The 14,325-nt window shown below is 71.3% G+C and carries 12 protein-coding genes and 2 tRNA genes; 6 read left to right on the forward strand and 8 right to left on the reverse strand.

The features are described from left to right. Positions 1 to 11 precede the first annotated feature (11 nt). The gene (locus WJM95_RS21575; protein ID WP_339131357.1) at positions 12 to 1,109 is read left to right on the forward strand and encodes a PDZ domain-containing protein; all 1,098 of its coding nucleotides are present in this window, start codon (positions 12 to 14) and stop codon (positions 1,107 to 1,109) included. Between the two features lie 72 nt (positions 1,110 to 1,181). Here the strand turns inward: WJM95_RS21575 and WJM95_RS21580 are convergent, their stop codons facing one another. Continuing rightward, entirely contained in the window at positions 1,182 to 1,724 is a 543-nt protein-coding gene (locus WJM95_RS21580; RefSeq protein WP_339131358.1) for a PPA1309 family protein, read from the reverse strand. A gap of 164 nt (positions 1,725 to 1,888) precedes the next feature. On the opposite strand from WJM95_RS21580, the gene WJM95_RS21585 reads away from it, so the two are divergent. From WJM95_RS21585 to WJM95_RS21600, 4 genes are all read left to right on the forward strand, one after another. Beyond that, on the forward strand, positions 1,889 to 4,858 hold the full coding sequence (locus WJM95_RS21585) for a UPF0182 family protein (RefSeq protein ID WP_339135748.1): 2,970 nt from the start codon (positions 1,889 to 1,891) through the stop codon (positions 4,856 to 4,858). Between the two features lie 43 nt (positions 4,859 to 4,901). Next, positions 4,902 to 4,975, forward strand: a tRNA-Met gene (locus WJM95_RS21590). Between the two features lie 226 nt (positions 4,976 to 5,201). Then, positions 5,202 to 7,052, forward strand: coding sequence for a tetratricopeptide repeat protein (locus WJM95_RS21595; RefSeq protein WP_339131359.1), 1,851 nt, complete (start codon positions 5,202 to 5,204; stop codon positions 7,050 to 7,052). 118 nt (positions 7,053 to 7,170) lie between these two features. Continuing rightward, positions 7,171 to 7,244: transfer RNA gene (locus WJM95_RS21600), tRNA-Met, on the forward strand. Between the two features lie 110 nt (positions 7,245 to 7,354). On the opposite strand, the gene WJM95_RS21605 is transcribed toward WJM95_RS21600, so the two are convergent. From WJM95_RS21605 to hisN, 3 genes are all read right to left on the reverse strand, one after another. Next, entirely contained in the window at positions 7,355 to 7,777 is a 423-nt protein-coding gene (locus WJM95_RS21605; protein ID WP_339131360.1) for a Fur family transcriptional regulator, read from the reverse strand. 163 nt (positions 7,778 to 7,940) lie between these two features. Beyond that, positions 7,941 to 8,333: a CBS domain-containing protein gene (locus WJM95_RS21610; protein ID WP_339131361.1), complete on the reverse strand. Its 393-nt coding sequence runs from the start codon at positions 8,331 to 8,333 to the stop codon at positions 7,941 to 7,943. 512 nt (positions 8,334 to 8,845) lie between these two features. Continuing rightward, positions 8,846 to 9,646 (reverse strand): histidinol-phosphatase, encoded by an 801-nt coding sequence (gene hisN, locus WJM95_RS21615; protein ID WP_339131362.1) that lies wholly within the window; start codon positions 9,644 to 9,646, stop codon positions 8,846 to 8,848. 326 nt (positions 9,647 to 9,972) lie between these two features. Here hisN and WJM95_RS21620 point away from each other — a divergent pair, with 326 nt between their 5' ends. Then, positions 9,973 to 10,578 (forward strand): TetR/AcrR family transcriptional regulator, encoded by a 606-nt coding sequence (locus WJM95_RS21620; RefSeq protein ID WP_339131363.1) that lies wholly within the window; start codon positions 9,973 to 9,975, stop codon positions 10,576 to 10,578. A gap of 60 nt (positions 10,579 to 10,638) precedes the next feature. Here WJM95_RS21620 and WJM95_RS21625 read toward each other — a convergent pair whose 3' ends face one another. From WJM95_RS21625 to WJM95_RS21640, 4 genes are all read right to left on the reverse strand, one after another. Further along, entirely contained in the window at positions 10,639 to 10,962 is a 324-nt protein-coding gene (locus WJM95_RS21625; protein WP_339131364.1) for a multidrug efflux SMR transporter, read from the reverse strand. A gap of 123 nt (positions 10,963 to 11,085) precedes the next feature. Continuing rightward, positions 11,086 to 12,099, reverse strand: a complete 1,014-nt coding sequence (gene rsgA, locus WJM95_RS21630; protein ID WP_339131366.1) for a ribosome small subunit-dependent GTPase A — start codon at positions 12,097 to 12,099, stop codon at positions 11,086 to 11,088. A 16-nt stretch (positions 12,100 to 12,115) separates the two neighbouring features. Beyond that, the gene (gene aroA, locus WJM95_RS21635; RefSeq protein WP_339131367.1) at positions 12,116 to 13,456 is read right to left on the reverse strand and encodes a 3-phosphoshikimate 1-carboxyvinyltransferase; all 1,341 of its coding nucleotides are present in this window, start codon (positions 13,454 to 13,456) and stop codon (positions 12,116 to 12,118) included. 126 nt (positions 13,457 to 13,582) lie between these two features. After that, positions 13,583 to 14,314, reverse strand: coding sequence for a M50 family metallopeptidase (locus WJM95_RS21640; RefSeq protein ID WP_339131368.1), 732 nt, complete (start codon positions 14,312 to 14,314; stop codon positions 13,583 to 13,585). Positions 14,315 to 14,325: the final 11 nt, after the last annotated feature.

The following is a 14,325-nucleotide window of genomic DNA, read 5'->3' on the forward strand; positions in this document are numbered from 1 at the left end:
ACTGTCGTTCCATGCCACGCCGCACCGCGACGATGCTCGCCTCCACTCTGATCCTGATCGCGCTCCTGTGCGCGGGAGTGTTCATCAAAGTGCCGTACTCGGAGATGTCACCGGGTCCCACGGTGAACACACTGGGTGACCACGACGGCGAGCCGGTGCTTCAGATCTCGGGCCGCAAGACGTACCCGACGACCGGGCACCTGAACATGACCACCGTCCGGGTCACGAGCGCCGACTACAACATGAACCTCGTCGAGGCCGTGTACGGGTGGCTGGCGCACGACGCCAAGATCGTGCCGCACGACACGCTCTATCCGGACGGCAAGACCGAGCAGCAGTCGACGCAGGAGAACGCCGAGGAGTTCAGCCAGTCCCAGGAGAGCGCCAAGGTGTCCGCCCTGAAGGAACTGGGCATCCCCGTGAAGTCCTGGGTGATCGTCTCCACCGTCGTCAAGGGCTCCCCCTCCGAGGGGCGGCTGCACGCCGGTGACGTCATCAAGGCCGTCGACGGCACGGTCGTGAAGGCGCCCGACGACGTCGCGAAGCTCGTCACCAAGCACAAGCCCGGCGAGAAGGTCGTGTTCACGATCGTGCCCGCCAAGGAGCAGGCCGCCGCCGTGAAGGAGCACACGACGGCGAGCGCGACCAAGAAGGTGACGATCACCACGGCCAAGTCCGACGACAGCGGCACCGACCGTGCCATCGTCGGGATCTCGGCCGGGACCGACCACACGTTCCCCTTCACCATCGACATCAAGCTCGCGGACGTCGGCGGCCCGAGCGCGGGCCTGATGTTCTCGCTCGGCATCGTGGACAAGCTCACTCCGGGCAACCTCACCGGAGGCAGGTTCGTGGCCGGCACCGGCACCATCGACGACAACGGCAAGGTCGGTCCGATCGGCGGCATCGACATGAAGACCGTCGGCGCGCGCAACAAGGGCGCCCAGTACTTCCTGACGCCCAAGGACAACTGTGCCGAGGCCGCGAAGGACACCCCCGACGGGCTCAGGCTCGTCAAGGTCGGCACGATCGACGACGCGATGAAGGCCCTCAAGGACATCAGCGCGGGCCGGACCTCCGATCTCCCCCAGTGCACCACCAAGGGCTGACGGACACCGCCCGTCCGTGACCGGGGGCGCTCCGCGCATCGCGGAGCGCCCCCGGTCACGTCCGTACGCGGATCAGTCCGCGAAGGTGGCCGACAGCGCCTCGGCGAGCCCCGGCACGAGACCCGCGCCCGTCAGCACCTCGGTCGCCGCGTCCTTCTCGCGCAGCCGCACCGCCGAGTCGCGGGTGCCGTCCCGCAGGACGCCGACCGTCATCCGCACCTCCTGGCGGTCGGGGTGCGCGGCGACCCACTGCGTGAGCTTCTTTCCGCTGAGACCCTCCGGGACCGACGCCTCCGCGGACGGCGGCAGCATGAGCCGCTCCACGGTGAGCGCGCAGCCGACCACGGCGTCGGGCCAGGCGATGGTGCCGAGGAACTCGTCCAGCGGCTTGCCCGCGGGGATCTCGTCCTGCTCGATGGGGGTGAGACCGATGGTCTCCTGCTCGTTCTCCAGACCGAGCTGGGCGGCGAGGCCGGGTTCCTGCGCACGCAGCCGTGCGGTGTCTACGAGGGCGAAGAGGCGGGCGGGCTGGTCCCAGCCGAGGCCGGAGGCGTACTCGTCGATCTCGAGTACGGCCCGGGTCAGGGGGCTCGCTGCCATGGGAGTGTTGGACATGGTCACAATCCTGCCTCGTTCGTGACCTGAATCGGGAACCGAGTAAAGCGTGAGTAAGTTGCATAGATGAGGCTCCCCGATCACGGAGCCTTACTGACGGTCCACCGACATGGGGACCTGACGGAATCGACAGCGACTTCGAGGTGCGCACCTTGGCTTTCCAGATGCCGGACCGCGGCGGAGGCCCGACGGGGTCACGGATCAGAGTGGGCCGGCCGTCCCGGCGTGTCCGGACCCTGCTCATGACACTGGGCGTGCTGGCCGTCCTGGCCATGGCGTTCGTCATGTTCGCGGGGTTCTGGACGGACTGGCTCTGGTACCGCTCCGTCCACTACTCGTCGGTCTTCACCACCACGCTGTGGACCAAGATCGGGCTCTTCTTCGTCTTCGGTCTGCTGATGGCGGCCGCGGTCGGCTTCAACATCTGGCTGGCGCACCGGCTGCGCCCGCCGCTGAGCGCCATGTCGATGGAGCAGCAGAGCCTCGACCGGTACCGCATGGGCATCGCGCCGTACAAGCGGTGGCTGCTGGTCGCGATCACGTCCGTGGTGGGTCTCATCGCCGGCGCGTCCGCGTCGGGCCAGTGGCGCACGTGGCTGATGTGGGTGAACGGAGTCCCGTTCCACCAGACGGACCCGCAGTTCCACCTCGACGTCTCGTTCTACGCCTTCGACCTGCCCTGGTACCGCTTCCTGCTCGGCTTCGGCTTCGCGGCCGCCGTGCTCTCGCTGATCGCCGCCGCCCTCACGCACTACCTGTACGGCGGACTGCGGATCACCAGCCCCGGAGCGCGCGCCACGGCCGCGGCCACCGGACACCTCTCGGTGCTCCTCGGTGTCTTCGTCGCCCTGAAGGCGGTCGCCTACTGGCTCGACCGGTACGGACTCGCGGTGAAGTCCAGCGACTTCAAGGCGACCGGCAACTGGACGGGCCTTCGCTACGTCGACGCGAACGCGTATCTGCCCGCCAAGACGATCCTGTTCTGCATCGCGGTCATCTGCGCGCTGCTCTTCTTCGCGACGCTGTGGCGGCGCACCTGGCAGCTGCCGGTCATCGGCTTCGGCCTCATGGTGCTCTCGGCGGTCCTCATCGGGGGCCTGTATCCCGCGATAGTCCAGAAGTTCCAGGTCGAGCCCAACGAGCAGGCCAAGGAAGCCCCGTACGTCGAGAAGAACCTCAAGGCGACCCGCGAGGCGTACGGGATCGCCGGCACCGATGTGCAGGACTACCCGGGGGCGAGCGACACCAAGAACAAGGCCGAACTGCGTGACGACGCCGACACCGTCGCCAGCATCCGGCTGATGGACCCGAACATCGTCTCGCCGACCTTCCAGCAGCTCCAGCAGGTGCGGAACTACTACGGCTTCCCGTCGAACCTGGACGTCGACCGCTACAGCAAGGACGGCAAGGAGCAGGACACCGTCCTCGGTCTGCGCGAGCTGAACCTGGCGGGCATCCCGAAGAACAACTGGATCAACGACCACTTCCGGTACACGCACGGATACGGCATCGTCGCGGCCAAGGGCACCACGGCCGACAACGAGGGCCGCCCGGTCTTCACCGAGTACAACCTGCCGTCCAAGGGCGACCTCGGCTCGTACGAGCAGCAGGTCTACTACGGCGAGAAGACCACCCAGTACTCGATCGTCGGCGGTCCCCAGAAGGAGATCGACTACTCCGACGACAGCGGTGAGAAGACCACCAGCTACAAGGGCAAGAGCGGGGTCAGCCTCGCCGGTCCGGTCAACAGGGCCGCGTACGCGGTGGCGTTCGGCGAGCCGCAGATCCTGTACTCGGGCGCCATCGGCGAGGGTTCGCGGATCCTGTACAACCGCACGCCCAAGGAGCGGGTCGAGGCGGTGGCCCCCTGGCTGACCATCGACGGCGACGCCTACCCCGCGGTCGTCGACGGGAAGATCCAGTGGATCGTCGACGCGTACACCACCACCAACGGCTATCCGTACGCCTCGCGCACCACGCTCGGCGACACCACGGCGGACTCGCTGACGGCGGCCAACAACCAGCGCGCGGTGGTGGCCCAGCAGAACCAGGTCAACTACATCCGCAACTCGGTGAAGGCGACCGTCGACGCGTACACCGGCGCGGTCAAGCTCTACCAGTGGGACACCGAGGACCCGGTCCTGAAGACCTGGATGAAGGCGTTCCCCGACACCGTGCAGCCGCGGAAGTCGATCTCGCCCGAGCTGATGGCCCATCTGCGGTACCCGCAGGACCTGTTCAAGGTCCAGCGCGAACTCCTCACCCGCTACCACGTGAAGGACGCCCAGACGTTCCTGAGCGGCAGCGAGGTGTGGCAGGTCCCGGACGACCCGACGAACAAGTCGGGCAGCGCGGTCCCGCCGTACTACCTGAGCATGAAGCTGCCGGGCGACGCGTCGCAGGCGTTCTCGCTGACGACGACGATGACACCCAACGGACGCGACAACCTGAGCGCGTTCGTGTCGGTCAACGCCGAGGCGGGGACGCCCGGTTATGGCAAGATCAGCATTCTGAAACTGCCGACCGGCAGAACGGTCGACGGACCCAAGCGGGTGCAGAGCCAGTTCAACTCCGAGCCGTCCATCGCCGAGTCCATCAGACTCCTCAGAGGCGGCGACTCCGAAGTCGAGTACGGCAACCTGCTGACCGTGCCGCTCGACGGCGGACTGCTCTACGTGGAACCGGTCTACGTCCGCGGCGGCGACCTCAAGTACCCGCTGCTGCGCAAGGTGTTGGTGACCTACGGAGGCAGCACCGCCTTCGAGGACACCCTGGGCCAGGCGCTCAACAAGGTCTTCGGGGCGGAGAGTTCGACCCAGCCGCCGGACCAGGGCACCACCAACCCGCCGACGTCCGGCGATCCGACGGTCCAGGCCGCGCTCGACGACGCCCAGAAAGCCTTCGACCAGGGCCAGGAAGCCCTCAAGAAGGGTGACTGGAAGGCGTACGGCGACGCGCAGAAGAACCTCCAGGACGCGCTGAAGCGGGCCGAGGACGCGCAGGCCAAGGCCGCCAAGTCGGCCGGCGGTTCCGGGGCGGGCAAGGCGAGCGACAAGAACGCCGGCAAGAACGGCACGTCGAGCGCGAGTCCCAGCCCGAGCCCCAGTGGCTCGAAGGGTTCGGGAAGCGGCTGATCAGGAGCTCCTCCCGCGCCGTGGTACGGTTGCAACACAACGGCGCGGGGTGGAGCAGCTCGGTAGCTCGCTGGGCTCATAACCCAGAGGTCGCAGGTTCAAATCCTGTCCCCGCTACTGAAGTCGAAGGCCCGGATCCAGTTCATGGATCCGGGCCTTCGACGTGTGACGCCACGCCGGGGTGCGCCGGTGACCTGGCCACTCGTATGAAGTGCCGCGACATGCGGGGGGAGTTGGGCGTTCTGTGTTTGACTTGTCTCTCTGTGGGCATGTCGACAAAACGCTGAAGTGACCTCACTGGCTGCGGTATACCAGGTGTACCCAGGTTGCAGGTGGTGCGACGATGGACGTTATGGGGGACAAGGCAACTCTGTTGGATACAGGGCGGTTTGCGCAGTCTGCCGACTTCGAGCAGCCTGCGGATCTCACACAGTCCTCCGACCGGGACGAGACCGGCGAGGCTGCCGAGGAGGCGCGCCAGTGGTCGGCCGCGGAGGCCGGCGACGTCGAGGCGATGAGCGTCCTCGGGGCCATGCTGCTGCGCCGCGGCGATCTCGACGCGGCCGAACCGCAGTTGCGCGCCGCGACCGCCGCCGGTGACCGTGCCGCCGCCAACAATCTGGGTGTCCTCCTCTACCAGCGCGGATACGCCGACGAAGCCGCCGGATGGTGGCGGATCGCCGCCGTGGCCGGCAGTGCCGCCGCCGCGCACGCGCTCGGCCGGCACCACCGCGAGCGCGGTGACGAGCCCGCCGCCGAGTACTGGCTGCGCCAGTCCGCCGAGCAGGGTCACGCCCTGGGTGCCTACGCTCTCGCCGATCTGCTGGAGCATCGTAGCGACGTGGGTGCCGAGCAGTGGATGCGGGCCGCCGCGGAGCGAGGTCACCGCGAGGCCGCGTACCGGCTGGCGCGCACGCTCGACCGCAAGGCCCTGGACTCGGGCGAGGCCGTGGGCGACAACGGTGTCATCGGCGCCGCCGGACAGGCCGCCGAACAGTGGTACCGACAGGCCGCCGCCCGCGGGCACCGGCGGGCCGCGCTGCACCTCGGGGCGATCCTGGAGAAGCGCGGCGACCTCAAGGAGGCCGGGCGCTGGTATCTGACGTCCGCCAAGGACGGCGAGGCCCGTGCCGCGTGCGCCCTCGGCTTCCTGCTGCGCGACGCCGGCGACCCCGACAGTGCCGCCGTCTGGTGGCTGCGGGCCGCGCAGGACGGGGACGGCAACGCCGCCAACGCGCTGGGCGCCCTGCACGCCGAGCGGGGCGAGCCCCAGACCGCCGAGCGGTGGTACCGGGCCGCGATGGACGCGGGCGATGTGAACGGCGCGTACAACCTCGGGCTGCTCTGCGCCGAGCAGGGGCGGACCGCGCAGGCCGAGCAGTGGTACCGCAGGGCCGCGTACGCCGGTCACCGCGAGGCCGCCAACGCCCTGGCGATCCTGCTGCTCCAGGTCGGCGACGCGGCCGGGGCCGAGCCGTGGTTCTCCAAGGCCGCGGAGGCCGGGAGCGTGGACGCCGCGTTCAACCTCGGCATCCTGCACGCCGGACGCGCCACCGAGGGCGACGAGGCCGCGGCGCTGCGGTGGTACGAGCGCGCGGCCGCCGCCGGGCACACGGAGGCGGCGCTCCAGGTGGGCATCGCGCGGCTGCGCGAGGGCGACGAGCCCGCGGCCGAACGGCATCTGCGGTGTGCCGCGGGAGGGGGCAGCGCCGAGGCCGCCTACCGCCTCGCCGCCGTGCTCGACGCCCGGCGGCCCCCGGCGCCCGCCCATGAACTCGGGGAGCCCGCGCAGGAGAAGAGCGAGTGCGAGGAGTGGTACGAGCGGGCCGCGTCCCAGGGGCACCGGCGTGCGCAGGTGCGGGTCGGGATGCTGGCCGCCGCGCGGGGTGACGTGGTGGAGGCGGCGCGCTGGTACCGCGAGGCCGCCGAGGCCGGGTCGCGCAACGGCGCCTTCAACCTCGGGCTGCTGCTGGCCCGCGAGGGGAGCGAGCCCGAGGCGGCGCTGTGGTGGACCCGCGCGGCCGACGCCGGCCACGGGCGGGCGGCGCTGCGGCTGGCGCTCGTGTACGCGCGGCGCGGGGAGCTCGCGGAGGGCCAGCGCTGGGCCGACCGTGCGGTGTCGCTGGGGCCGGCGGAGGTCTCCGAGCGTGCGGCGCGGCTGCGGGACGCGTTGCGTGAGGAACTGTCCGCGTGAGGAACCGTCCGTGTGACGAGCCGGGCGTGGGGAGCCGGGTCCCGGCGGGGCTGCTCCGAGGGCGGGCGCCAATGGATTTGCGCCCGCCACGCTCTTGACGTACTGTTCAGTTCATCGACGCGGGGTGGAGCAGCTCGGTAGCTCGCTGGGCTCATAACCCAGAGGTCGCAGGTTCAAATCCTGTCCCCGCTACTGAAGGCCGAGGGCCGGAATCCGAAAGGGTTCCGGCCCTCGGTGCGTTTGCCGACCCGATGCGAGAACGCCGGTGCGAACGGTGAACGGAGTCCGTGCGGAGCCGGTCGCTACGCCGCCATGGCCGCGCAGTCCGGGCACACACCCCGGTAGGTCACAGCCACGTCCGAGACGGTGAAGCCGAAGCGCTCCGAGTCCGGGAGGTCGCCGAGCGGGTTGCCGATCGGGTGGACGTCGCGGATCGCGCCGCACCGGGCGCAGACCAGGTGGTGGTGCGGGCGGTGCGCGTTCGGGTCGTACCGCTTGGCGCGCCTGTCCGTGGCGACTTCCAGCACCTCGCCGAGCGAGACCAGCTCACCCAGCGTGTTGTAGACGGTCGCGCGGGAGATCTCGGGCAGCTTGGCCACGGCGCGGGCGTGCACCTCGTCGGCCGTCAGATGGACGTGGTCGCCGTCGAGGACCTCGGCCACGACACGTCGCTGCGCGGTCATCCGCCATCCACGTCCGCGCAGTCGTTCCAACAGGTCACTCATACAGGTCAGCGTAACAGCAGGTGAACCAGATCCCGAATGTGTGTGACTTTAGAGTTGTTCGCTACTTGGACATCATCCAGCAGGGCCGATCAGGTGCGGGGCCGGCCCGACCGTGCGGCCGGGCCGGCCCCGCGGGGTGGGCTCGGGGCGGTCCCGCGTGTGCTCAGGCGGGCACCTGCTGCCGGGCGGGGGCCCAGCAGCGGATGATGTCGCGGACCGAGACGATGCCGACCGGCCCGCTCCCGTCGAGCACGATCAGATGCCGGAAGCCGCCGTGCGCCATCGCGGACGCGGCCTCCTCCAGGGTCCAGGTGGGCGCCGCGAAGACGACGTCGGTGGTGGTGTGGGTGCTTGCTGTCTCGGAGTCCGGATTCTGGCCGTGGGCGAGGGAGTTGAGGATGTCGCGCTCGGTGAGGATGCCGAGGCCGGAGGAGTCCTCGTCGAGGACCACCGCCGCGCCGACCCGGCGCGCGGACATCAGGCGGGCGGACTGGCGGAGGGTGTGTGCCGGGCCGATGGTGAGGACCACCGTGCTCATGGCGTCGCGGACGAGCATGGGCTGGAGCCACCTCCTCGGTGAACCGTCCGCTCCCCGGCTCCTCCAGGAGCCCAAAGAGAAACGGTTCACAAGTTCACAAGTGGGGGAGCTCTCAGGGTCGCAGTTAAAGAGAGGGTCAACAAGGGGGCGCGTGCCGTGAGTTCGGGGGCGCCCGGGGGTTGCTCAGCAGTCCCGGCGTCCGGCAGGGCCGCTCAGGCGTCCCGGGAGCACCGCCGCCGCGAGACGTCTCCGGCGGCGTGCCCCGGCCCCCGGCCCGGCCGGTTCACGCGCCGCCCGTGCCACCGCGCGGGCCGTGCCACCTGCGCCGCCCGCGCCGCCTGCGCCGCCCGTGCACCTGCGCGGCCCGCGCCGCCCATGCCACCCGCGCAACCTGCGCGGCCCGCGCCGCCCGTGCCACCTGTGCGGCCCGTGCCACCCGCGCCACCACGGTGGCGGCACGGGCGTGTCCGCGGCATCGCCTCGGCGGCGGTCATGTGAGGCGCTGTCACATCACGGGCGCCGGGCGCCGGTCAGTAGCGCTGGTTCAGATATCCCAGCATCTCGTCGTGCAACAGGCCGTTCGACGCGGCCGCGTTGCCGCTGTGCGGGCCGGGGCGGCCGTCGAGGCCGGTGAACGTGCCGCCCGCCTCGGTCACGATGATCGCGTTCGCCGCCATGTCCCAGAGCGACAGCTCCGGTTCGGCGCAGATGTCGACCGAGCCCTCGGCGACCATCATGTACGGCCAGAAGTCGCCGTACCCACGGGTGCGCCAGACCGCCTTCGTCAGGTCGAGGAAACCGTCCAGCCGTCCTTGGTCCTCCCAGCCGGACAGCGAGGAGTACGCGAAGGAGGAGTCGGCCATCCGGGAGACGCTGGACACCCGCAGCCGGGTCGCGGAGGACAGGCTGCGGCCGGAGAACGCGCCGTGCCCCTTCGCCGCCCACCAGCGGCGGCCGAGCGCGGGCGCGGAGACGACGCCGACGACCGGCTGGTAGCCGCCCTCGCCCGCCTCCATCAGCGAGATCAGCGTGGCCCACACCGGTACGCCGCGGACGTAGTTCTTGGTGCCGTCGATCGGGTCGACGACCCAGCGGCGCGGGCCCGTGCCCTCGATGCCGTACTCCTCGCCGAGGACCGCGTCACGCGGCCTGGCGCGCTGGAGATGGCCGCGGATGAGCTCCTCGGCGGCCTTGTCCGCCTCGCTCACCGGCGTCATGTCCGGCTTCGTCTCGACCTTCAGGTCGAGCGCCTTGAAGCGGTCCATCGTCGCGGCGTCGGCGGCGTCCGCCAGGACATGGGCGAGGCGCAGGTCATCGCGGTAGTCGGGCATGGGTGAACCGTATCTGCCCGTGTCGAGGCGGGGCTACACAGGACCGCGGGTGATCGCCGGACCGCGGGCGCCGGGCACGCCCCCGGGAGACGGACCCGGAATCGTGCCCGGTCCGGGTGCGCACGGGCCGGGGACTCACGCCGGTCCGTGCGGGCACGGCCCAGGGGGTTCGAGGCGCGCCCCGGGCGCGTACGCCCCCGGGCGCGTGGCCGGTGCCGGCGCGCCAGGTCGCGCGTTCGCGCCCCCCGGGGCCGCCGCGAACCCTTGACAGTGCACCCGCACGCGTCAAATCTGGCTCCAGAGCCGCTCGTCCCAGGGAGGCGCCCATGCCCGCAGCGCGCGAATCGCTCCTGGACGCCGCTTATACGGCACTCGCGCGCCGGCCGTGGACCGCGGTGCGGATGGTCGACGTGGCCGCGGTGGCCGGGGTGTCACGCCAGACGCTCTACAACGAGTTCGGGAGCAAGGAAGGCCTCGCGCGCGCTCTCGTACGACGGGAGGCCGACGCCTATCTCGCCGGGATCGACCGGGCCCTGGCCGCGCACACGGACGCACGGGACCGGCTGGCCGCGACAGCGGAATGGACCACCTCGACGGCCCGCAGCAACGCGCTGGTGCGGGCGATGCTGACCGGATGCTGGAGCGAGCGGCTGCCCTCGCCCGCGCTGTCCGCCGTGCCCTCCTCGTCCGCGGTGCCCGCGCAGCGGCGGGCCGACGGACCGCTGCCCTCGCCCACCGACTTCGTGGCGCTGGTCCGCGACCGCGCGGTCGCGGCGCTGGCCCTGACCCGGGCGGACACCCCCGAGGTCACCCGGATCTGTGAACTGGTGGCCAGGATCGCGCTGTCGTGCGTCGTCGCGCCGCCCGCCAGGGGCGGTGTCACGGACCTGGTCAGGACCGCGCTGGCACCGTCCCATCGGATCGGGGTGTGAACGGCGGGGCCCGGGCTCCCCGGCACCCGGCGCGTACGGGGACTCAGCGCGTACGGGGACTCAGTGCGCCGACCCCGACAGCTGGAGCCCGATGACGCCGAGGATGACCAGGCTGATCGAGACGATCTTGAGGACGGAGACCAGGTCGTCGAGGAAGATCATGCCGTAGATGGCGGTGCCCGCCGCGCCGATGCCGGTCCACACCGCGTAGGCGGGACCGACGTCGAGCTTCTTCAGCGAAAGGGTCAGCAGACCGAAGCTGCCGAGGGCGAACACGCAGAACGCGACCGTGGGCCAGAATCTGGTGAAGCCGTGCGAGAGCTTCAGACAGACGGCGAAGCCGGTTTCGAGCAGTCCCGCCACAACGACCAGCAGCCACGCCATGTCTTGTCCTCCCACATCGCACGTCGACTGCTCAGGGCTGGTCCTGACCGGCTCGGTGCGATTATGCATTCACCGGCCCGGAGAAGCCCTTACCGACGGCGGGCGCACGCAAACACGGGGACGTCAGTCGCCCTCGCGGCGCTCGCGCGTGGCCAGCAGACGGCGCAGCGAGTACAGCCGCTGCGGGTCCGCGTGGCCCTCGGCCACCCACGCGTCCAGCGCGCAGTCCGGTTCGTCGTGGCTGCACGCCCGGGGGCAGCCCTCGGTGCCGGGTTCGAGGTCGGGGAAGGCGTGGATCACCCGGGACGGATCGACGTGGTGGAGGCCGAAGGAACGGACGCCCGGCGTGTCGATCACCCAGCCTCCGGCGGGACCCGCCAGGGGCAGCGCCAGCGCCGAGGTCGTCGTGTGCCGGCCCCGGCCCGTGACCGCGTTGACGTGCCCGGTCGTCCGCCGCCGCTCGGGCGGCACCAGCGCGTTCACAAGCGTCGTCTTGCCGACGCCCGAATGGCCGACGAACGCCGTGATCCTGCCGTCCAGTTGCTCGCGCACCCGGTCGGCGGCGGCCTCGCTGCGCAGCTCCTCGCGGCTGGTCACCACGTACGGGATGTCCAGCGCGCCGTACAGCTCCAGGAACTTGTCCGGTGGCGCCAGGTCCGACTTCGTCAGCACCAGGAGCGGGGTCAGACCGCCGTCGAAGGCCGCCACCAGACAGCGGTCGATCAGCCGGGGGCGCGGCTCGGGGTCCGCGAGGGCCGTGACGATGGCGAGCTGGTCGGCGTTGGCGACGACCACCCGCTCGTACGGATCGTCGTCGTCGGCCGTGCGGCGCAGCACCGAGCCGCGCGGCTCGATGCGGACGATACGGGCGAGGGTGTCCTTCTCCCCGGACAGGTCGCCGACGATGGCCACCCGGTCCCCGACCACGGCGGCCTTGCGGCCCAGCTCGCGCGCCTTCATCGCGGTCACGGAGCGGCCCTCGACCAGACAGGTCAGCCGGCCGCGGTCGACCGTGAGGACCATGCCCTCGACGGCCTCCTCGTGCTTGGGGCGGATGTTCGTACGCGGACGGTTGCCCTTGCGGTTGGGCCGCTGGCGGATGTCGTCCTCGTCGGTGTTCTTGCCGTAACGGCGCATGATCCAGGTCCGCCCGTCAGTTCCCGAGCATCCCGGTCCACAGATCGGGGAAGTCGGGCAGGGTCTTCGCCGTCGTCGCCACGTTCTCGATCTGGACGCCCTCCACCGCCAGCCCGATGATCGCGCCGGCCGTCGCCATGCGGTGGTCGTCGTACGTGTGGAAGATGCCGCCGTGCAGCCGGCGCGGCCGGATGTGCAGGCCGTCGGCGGTCTCGGTGACATCGCCGCCGAGTTCGTTGATCTCCTTGGTGAGCGCGGCCAGCCGGTCCGTCTCGTGCAGCCGCAGATGGGCCACGCCCCGCAGGGTGGAGGGGGAGTCGGCGAGCGCCGCGACCGCCGCGATGCCCGGGGTCAGCTCACCGACCTCGCCCAGGTCCACATCGATACCGTGGACGGCACCCGAACCGGTGAACTCCAGTCCGCGCTCGGTCAGTTCGCAGGAACCACCCATCTCGGTGAAGATCTCCCGCAGCCGGTCGCCCGGCTGGGTGGTGTGGGCCGGCCAGTCGGGGATCACGACCGTGCCGCCGGTGACCAGCGCCGCCGCGAGGAACGGCTGGGCGTTCGACAGGTCGGGCTCGATGATCAGGTCGCGGCCGAGCAGGGCGCCCGGTGTCACCCGCCAGACGTTCGGCTCGCCGCCCGACTCCGGGGTGTCCACCTGGGCGCCGACGGCGCGCAGCATGTCCACGGTCATCCGGATGTGCGGCATCGAAGGGAGCGTCGAGCCGGTGTGGCGGACCTCGACGCCCTGGTTGAAGCGCGGGGCGGAGAGCAGCAGGGCGGACACGAACTGCGAGGAGGAGGACGCGTCGATCGACACCGGGCCGCCGTCCAGGGCGCCGCCGCCGTGCACCGTCAGCGGCAGCGCGCCGCGGGCGTCGTCGTCGATCCGGGCGCCGAGCAGGCGCAGCGCGTCGATCACGCCGTGCAGCGGACGCTCGTACGAGCGGGGGTCGCCGTCGAACCGGATGGGGCCGTCCGCGAGGGCGGCCACGGGAGGCAGGAAGCGCATGACCGTGCCGGCGTTGCCGACGTCGACCGTGGCCGGGCCGCGCAGGCCCGAGGGGATGATCCGCCAGGCCTCGCCCGAGGCGTCGGGGCCCGCCGCCACCGTCGAGCTGGAGGCGACCGTCTCCTCGATGCCCACGCCCATCGCGCGCAGCGCGCCGGCCATCAGCAGGGTGTCGCGGGAACGCAGCGGGCGGCGCAGCCAGCCCGGTTCGGAGGCCAGCGCGGCCAGGACGAGAGCGCGGTTGGTGACCGACTTGGACCCCGGCACGTGAACCGTCGCGTCGACGGCTCCGCTTGCGTGCGGGGCTGGCCAGAGGGCGGTGTGGGCGGGGTTCACGGTCATGCGCCCCACTTTAGTGGCAGGGCGCCGGGCAGCCGCGGGTCCGTCACCCCCGGTGACCTCCGCCCGGCCGAGCCGGACCGGGCCCGCGGCCCCCCGGGCGCCGGGCTCGGCGGCCCGGGCCGCCCGTCACCAGCCCAGCAGCCAGCGTCCGCCGCCCATCAGCGAGCACAGCGACACGGCGTGGAAGAGGAACAGCCAGAGTCCGGCCGGTACATGGGTGAGTCGCGACAGCTGGTCCGCGTCGGAGTCGCCCGCGCCACCCCGCCTCCGCTTCGCCTGGAGTTCGAAGGCCGGGCGGACGCCGCCGAGGAGCAGGAACCACACCACGGCGTACGCGAACGCGGCCTGCACCTGGGGTCCGGCGAGCCAGGACACCAGCAGGAAGGTGCCGCCGGTGAGGATCACGGTGAGCGCGCCGTACGCGTTGCGGATCATCACCAGCATGGCTATGAGCAGGGCCGTGGCGACCCACAGCAGCAGGGTGATGTGACCCGCGCCGAGCAGGGCGGCGCCGCCGAGACCGAGCAGCGGGGGAGCGGTGTACCCGGCGGCCGCCGTCAGGATCATGCCGAGGCCGGACGGCTTGCCGCGGCTGACCGTGAGACCGCTGGTGTCGGAGTGCAGCCGGATACCGCTGAGGCTGCGCCCGGTGAGCAGGGCGACCAGACCGTGGCCGCCCTCGTGCGCGATCGTGATGGCGTTGCGGGAGACGCGCCAGACCCCGTGCGGGACGATCGCCGCGAGGGCCGCGACCATGGTGGCGATCACCACCCACAGGTCCGGGTCCGGCTGGGTGCCGAACACCTGGTCCCACAGGGAGCTGAGCGAGGCCAGCGAGGTGGATGCGGTGCTGTCCATTGTCGGCGGTG

This window comes from Streptomyces sp. f51 (assembly GCF_037940415.1).
Taxonomy (GTDB): Bacteria; Actinomycetota; Actinomycetes; order Streptomycetales; family Streptomycetaceae; genus Streptomyces.

Excerpts from the sequence above, each read along its gene's own strand:
- WJM95_RS21575 (WP_339131357.1), top strand. The coding sequence starts at position 12 with ATGCCACGCCGCACCGCGACGATGCTCGCCTCCACTCTGATCCTGATC.
- WJM95_RS21580 (WP_339131358.1), bottom strand. The coding sequence starts at position 1,724 with ATGTCCAACACTCCCATGGCAGCGAGCCCCCTGACCCGGGCCGTACTC.
- WJM95_RS21585 (WP_339135748.1), top strand. The coding sequence starts at position 1,889 with ATGCCGGACCGCGGCGGAGGCCCGACGGGGTCACGGATCAGAGTGGGC.
- WJM95_RS21595 (WP_339131359.1), top strand. The coding sequence starts at position 5,202 with ATGGACGTTATGGGGGACAAGGCAACTCTGTTGGATACAGGGCGGTTT.
- WJM95_RS21605 (WP_339131360.1), bottom strand. The coding sequence starts at position 7,777 with ATGAGTGACCTGTTGGAACGACTGCGCGGACGTGGATGGCGGATGACC.
- WJM95_RS21610 (WP_339131361.1), bottom strand. The coding sequence starts at position 8,333 with ATGCTCGTCCGCGACGCCATGAGCACGGTGGTCCTCACCATCGGCCCG.
- hisN (WP_339131362.1), bottom strand. The coding sequence starts at position 9,646 with ATGCCCGACTACCGCGATGACCTGCGCCTCGCCCATGTCCTGGCGGAC.
- WJM95_RS21620 (WP_339131363.1), top strand. The coding sequence starts at position 9,973 with ATGCCCGCAGCGCGCGAATCGCTCCTGGACGCCGCTTATACGGCACTC.
- WJM95_RS21625 (WP_339131364.1), bottom strand. The coding sequence starts at position 10,962 with ATGGCGTGGCTGCTGGTCGTTGTGGCGGGACTGCTCGAAACCGGCTTC.
- rsgA (WP_339131366.1), bottom strand. The coding sequence starts at position 12,099 with ATGCGCCGTTACGGCAAGAACACCGACGAGGACGACATCCGCCAGCGG.
- aroA (WP_339131367.1), bottom strand. The coding sequence starts at position 13,456 with ATGACCGTGAACCCCGCCCACACCGCCCTCTGGCCAGCCCCGCACGCA.
- WJM95_RS21640 (WP_339131368.1), bottom strand. The coding sequence starts at position 14,314 with ATGGACAGCACCGCATCCACCTCGCTGGCCTCGCTCAGCTCCCTGTGG.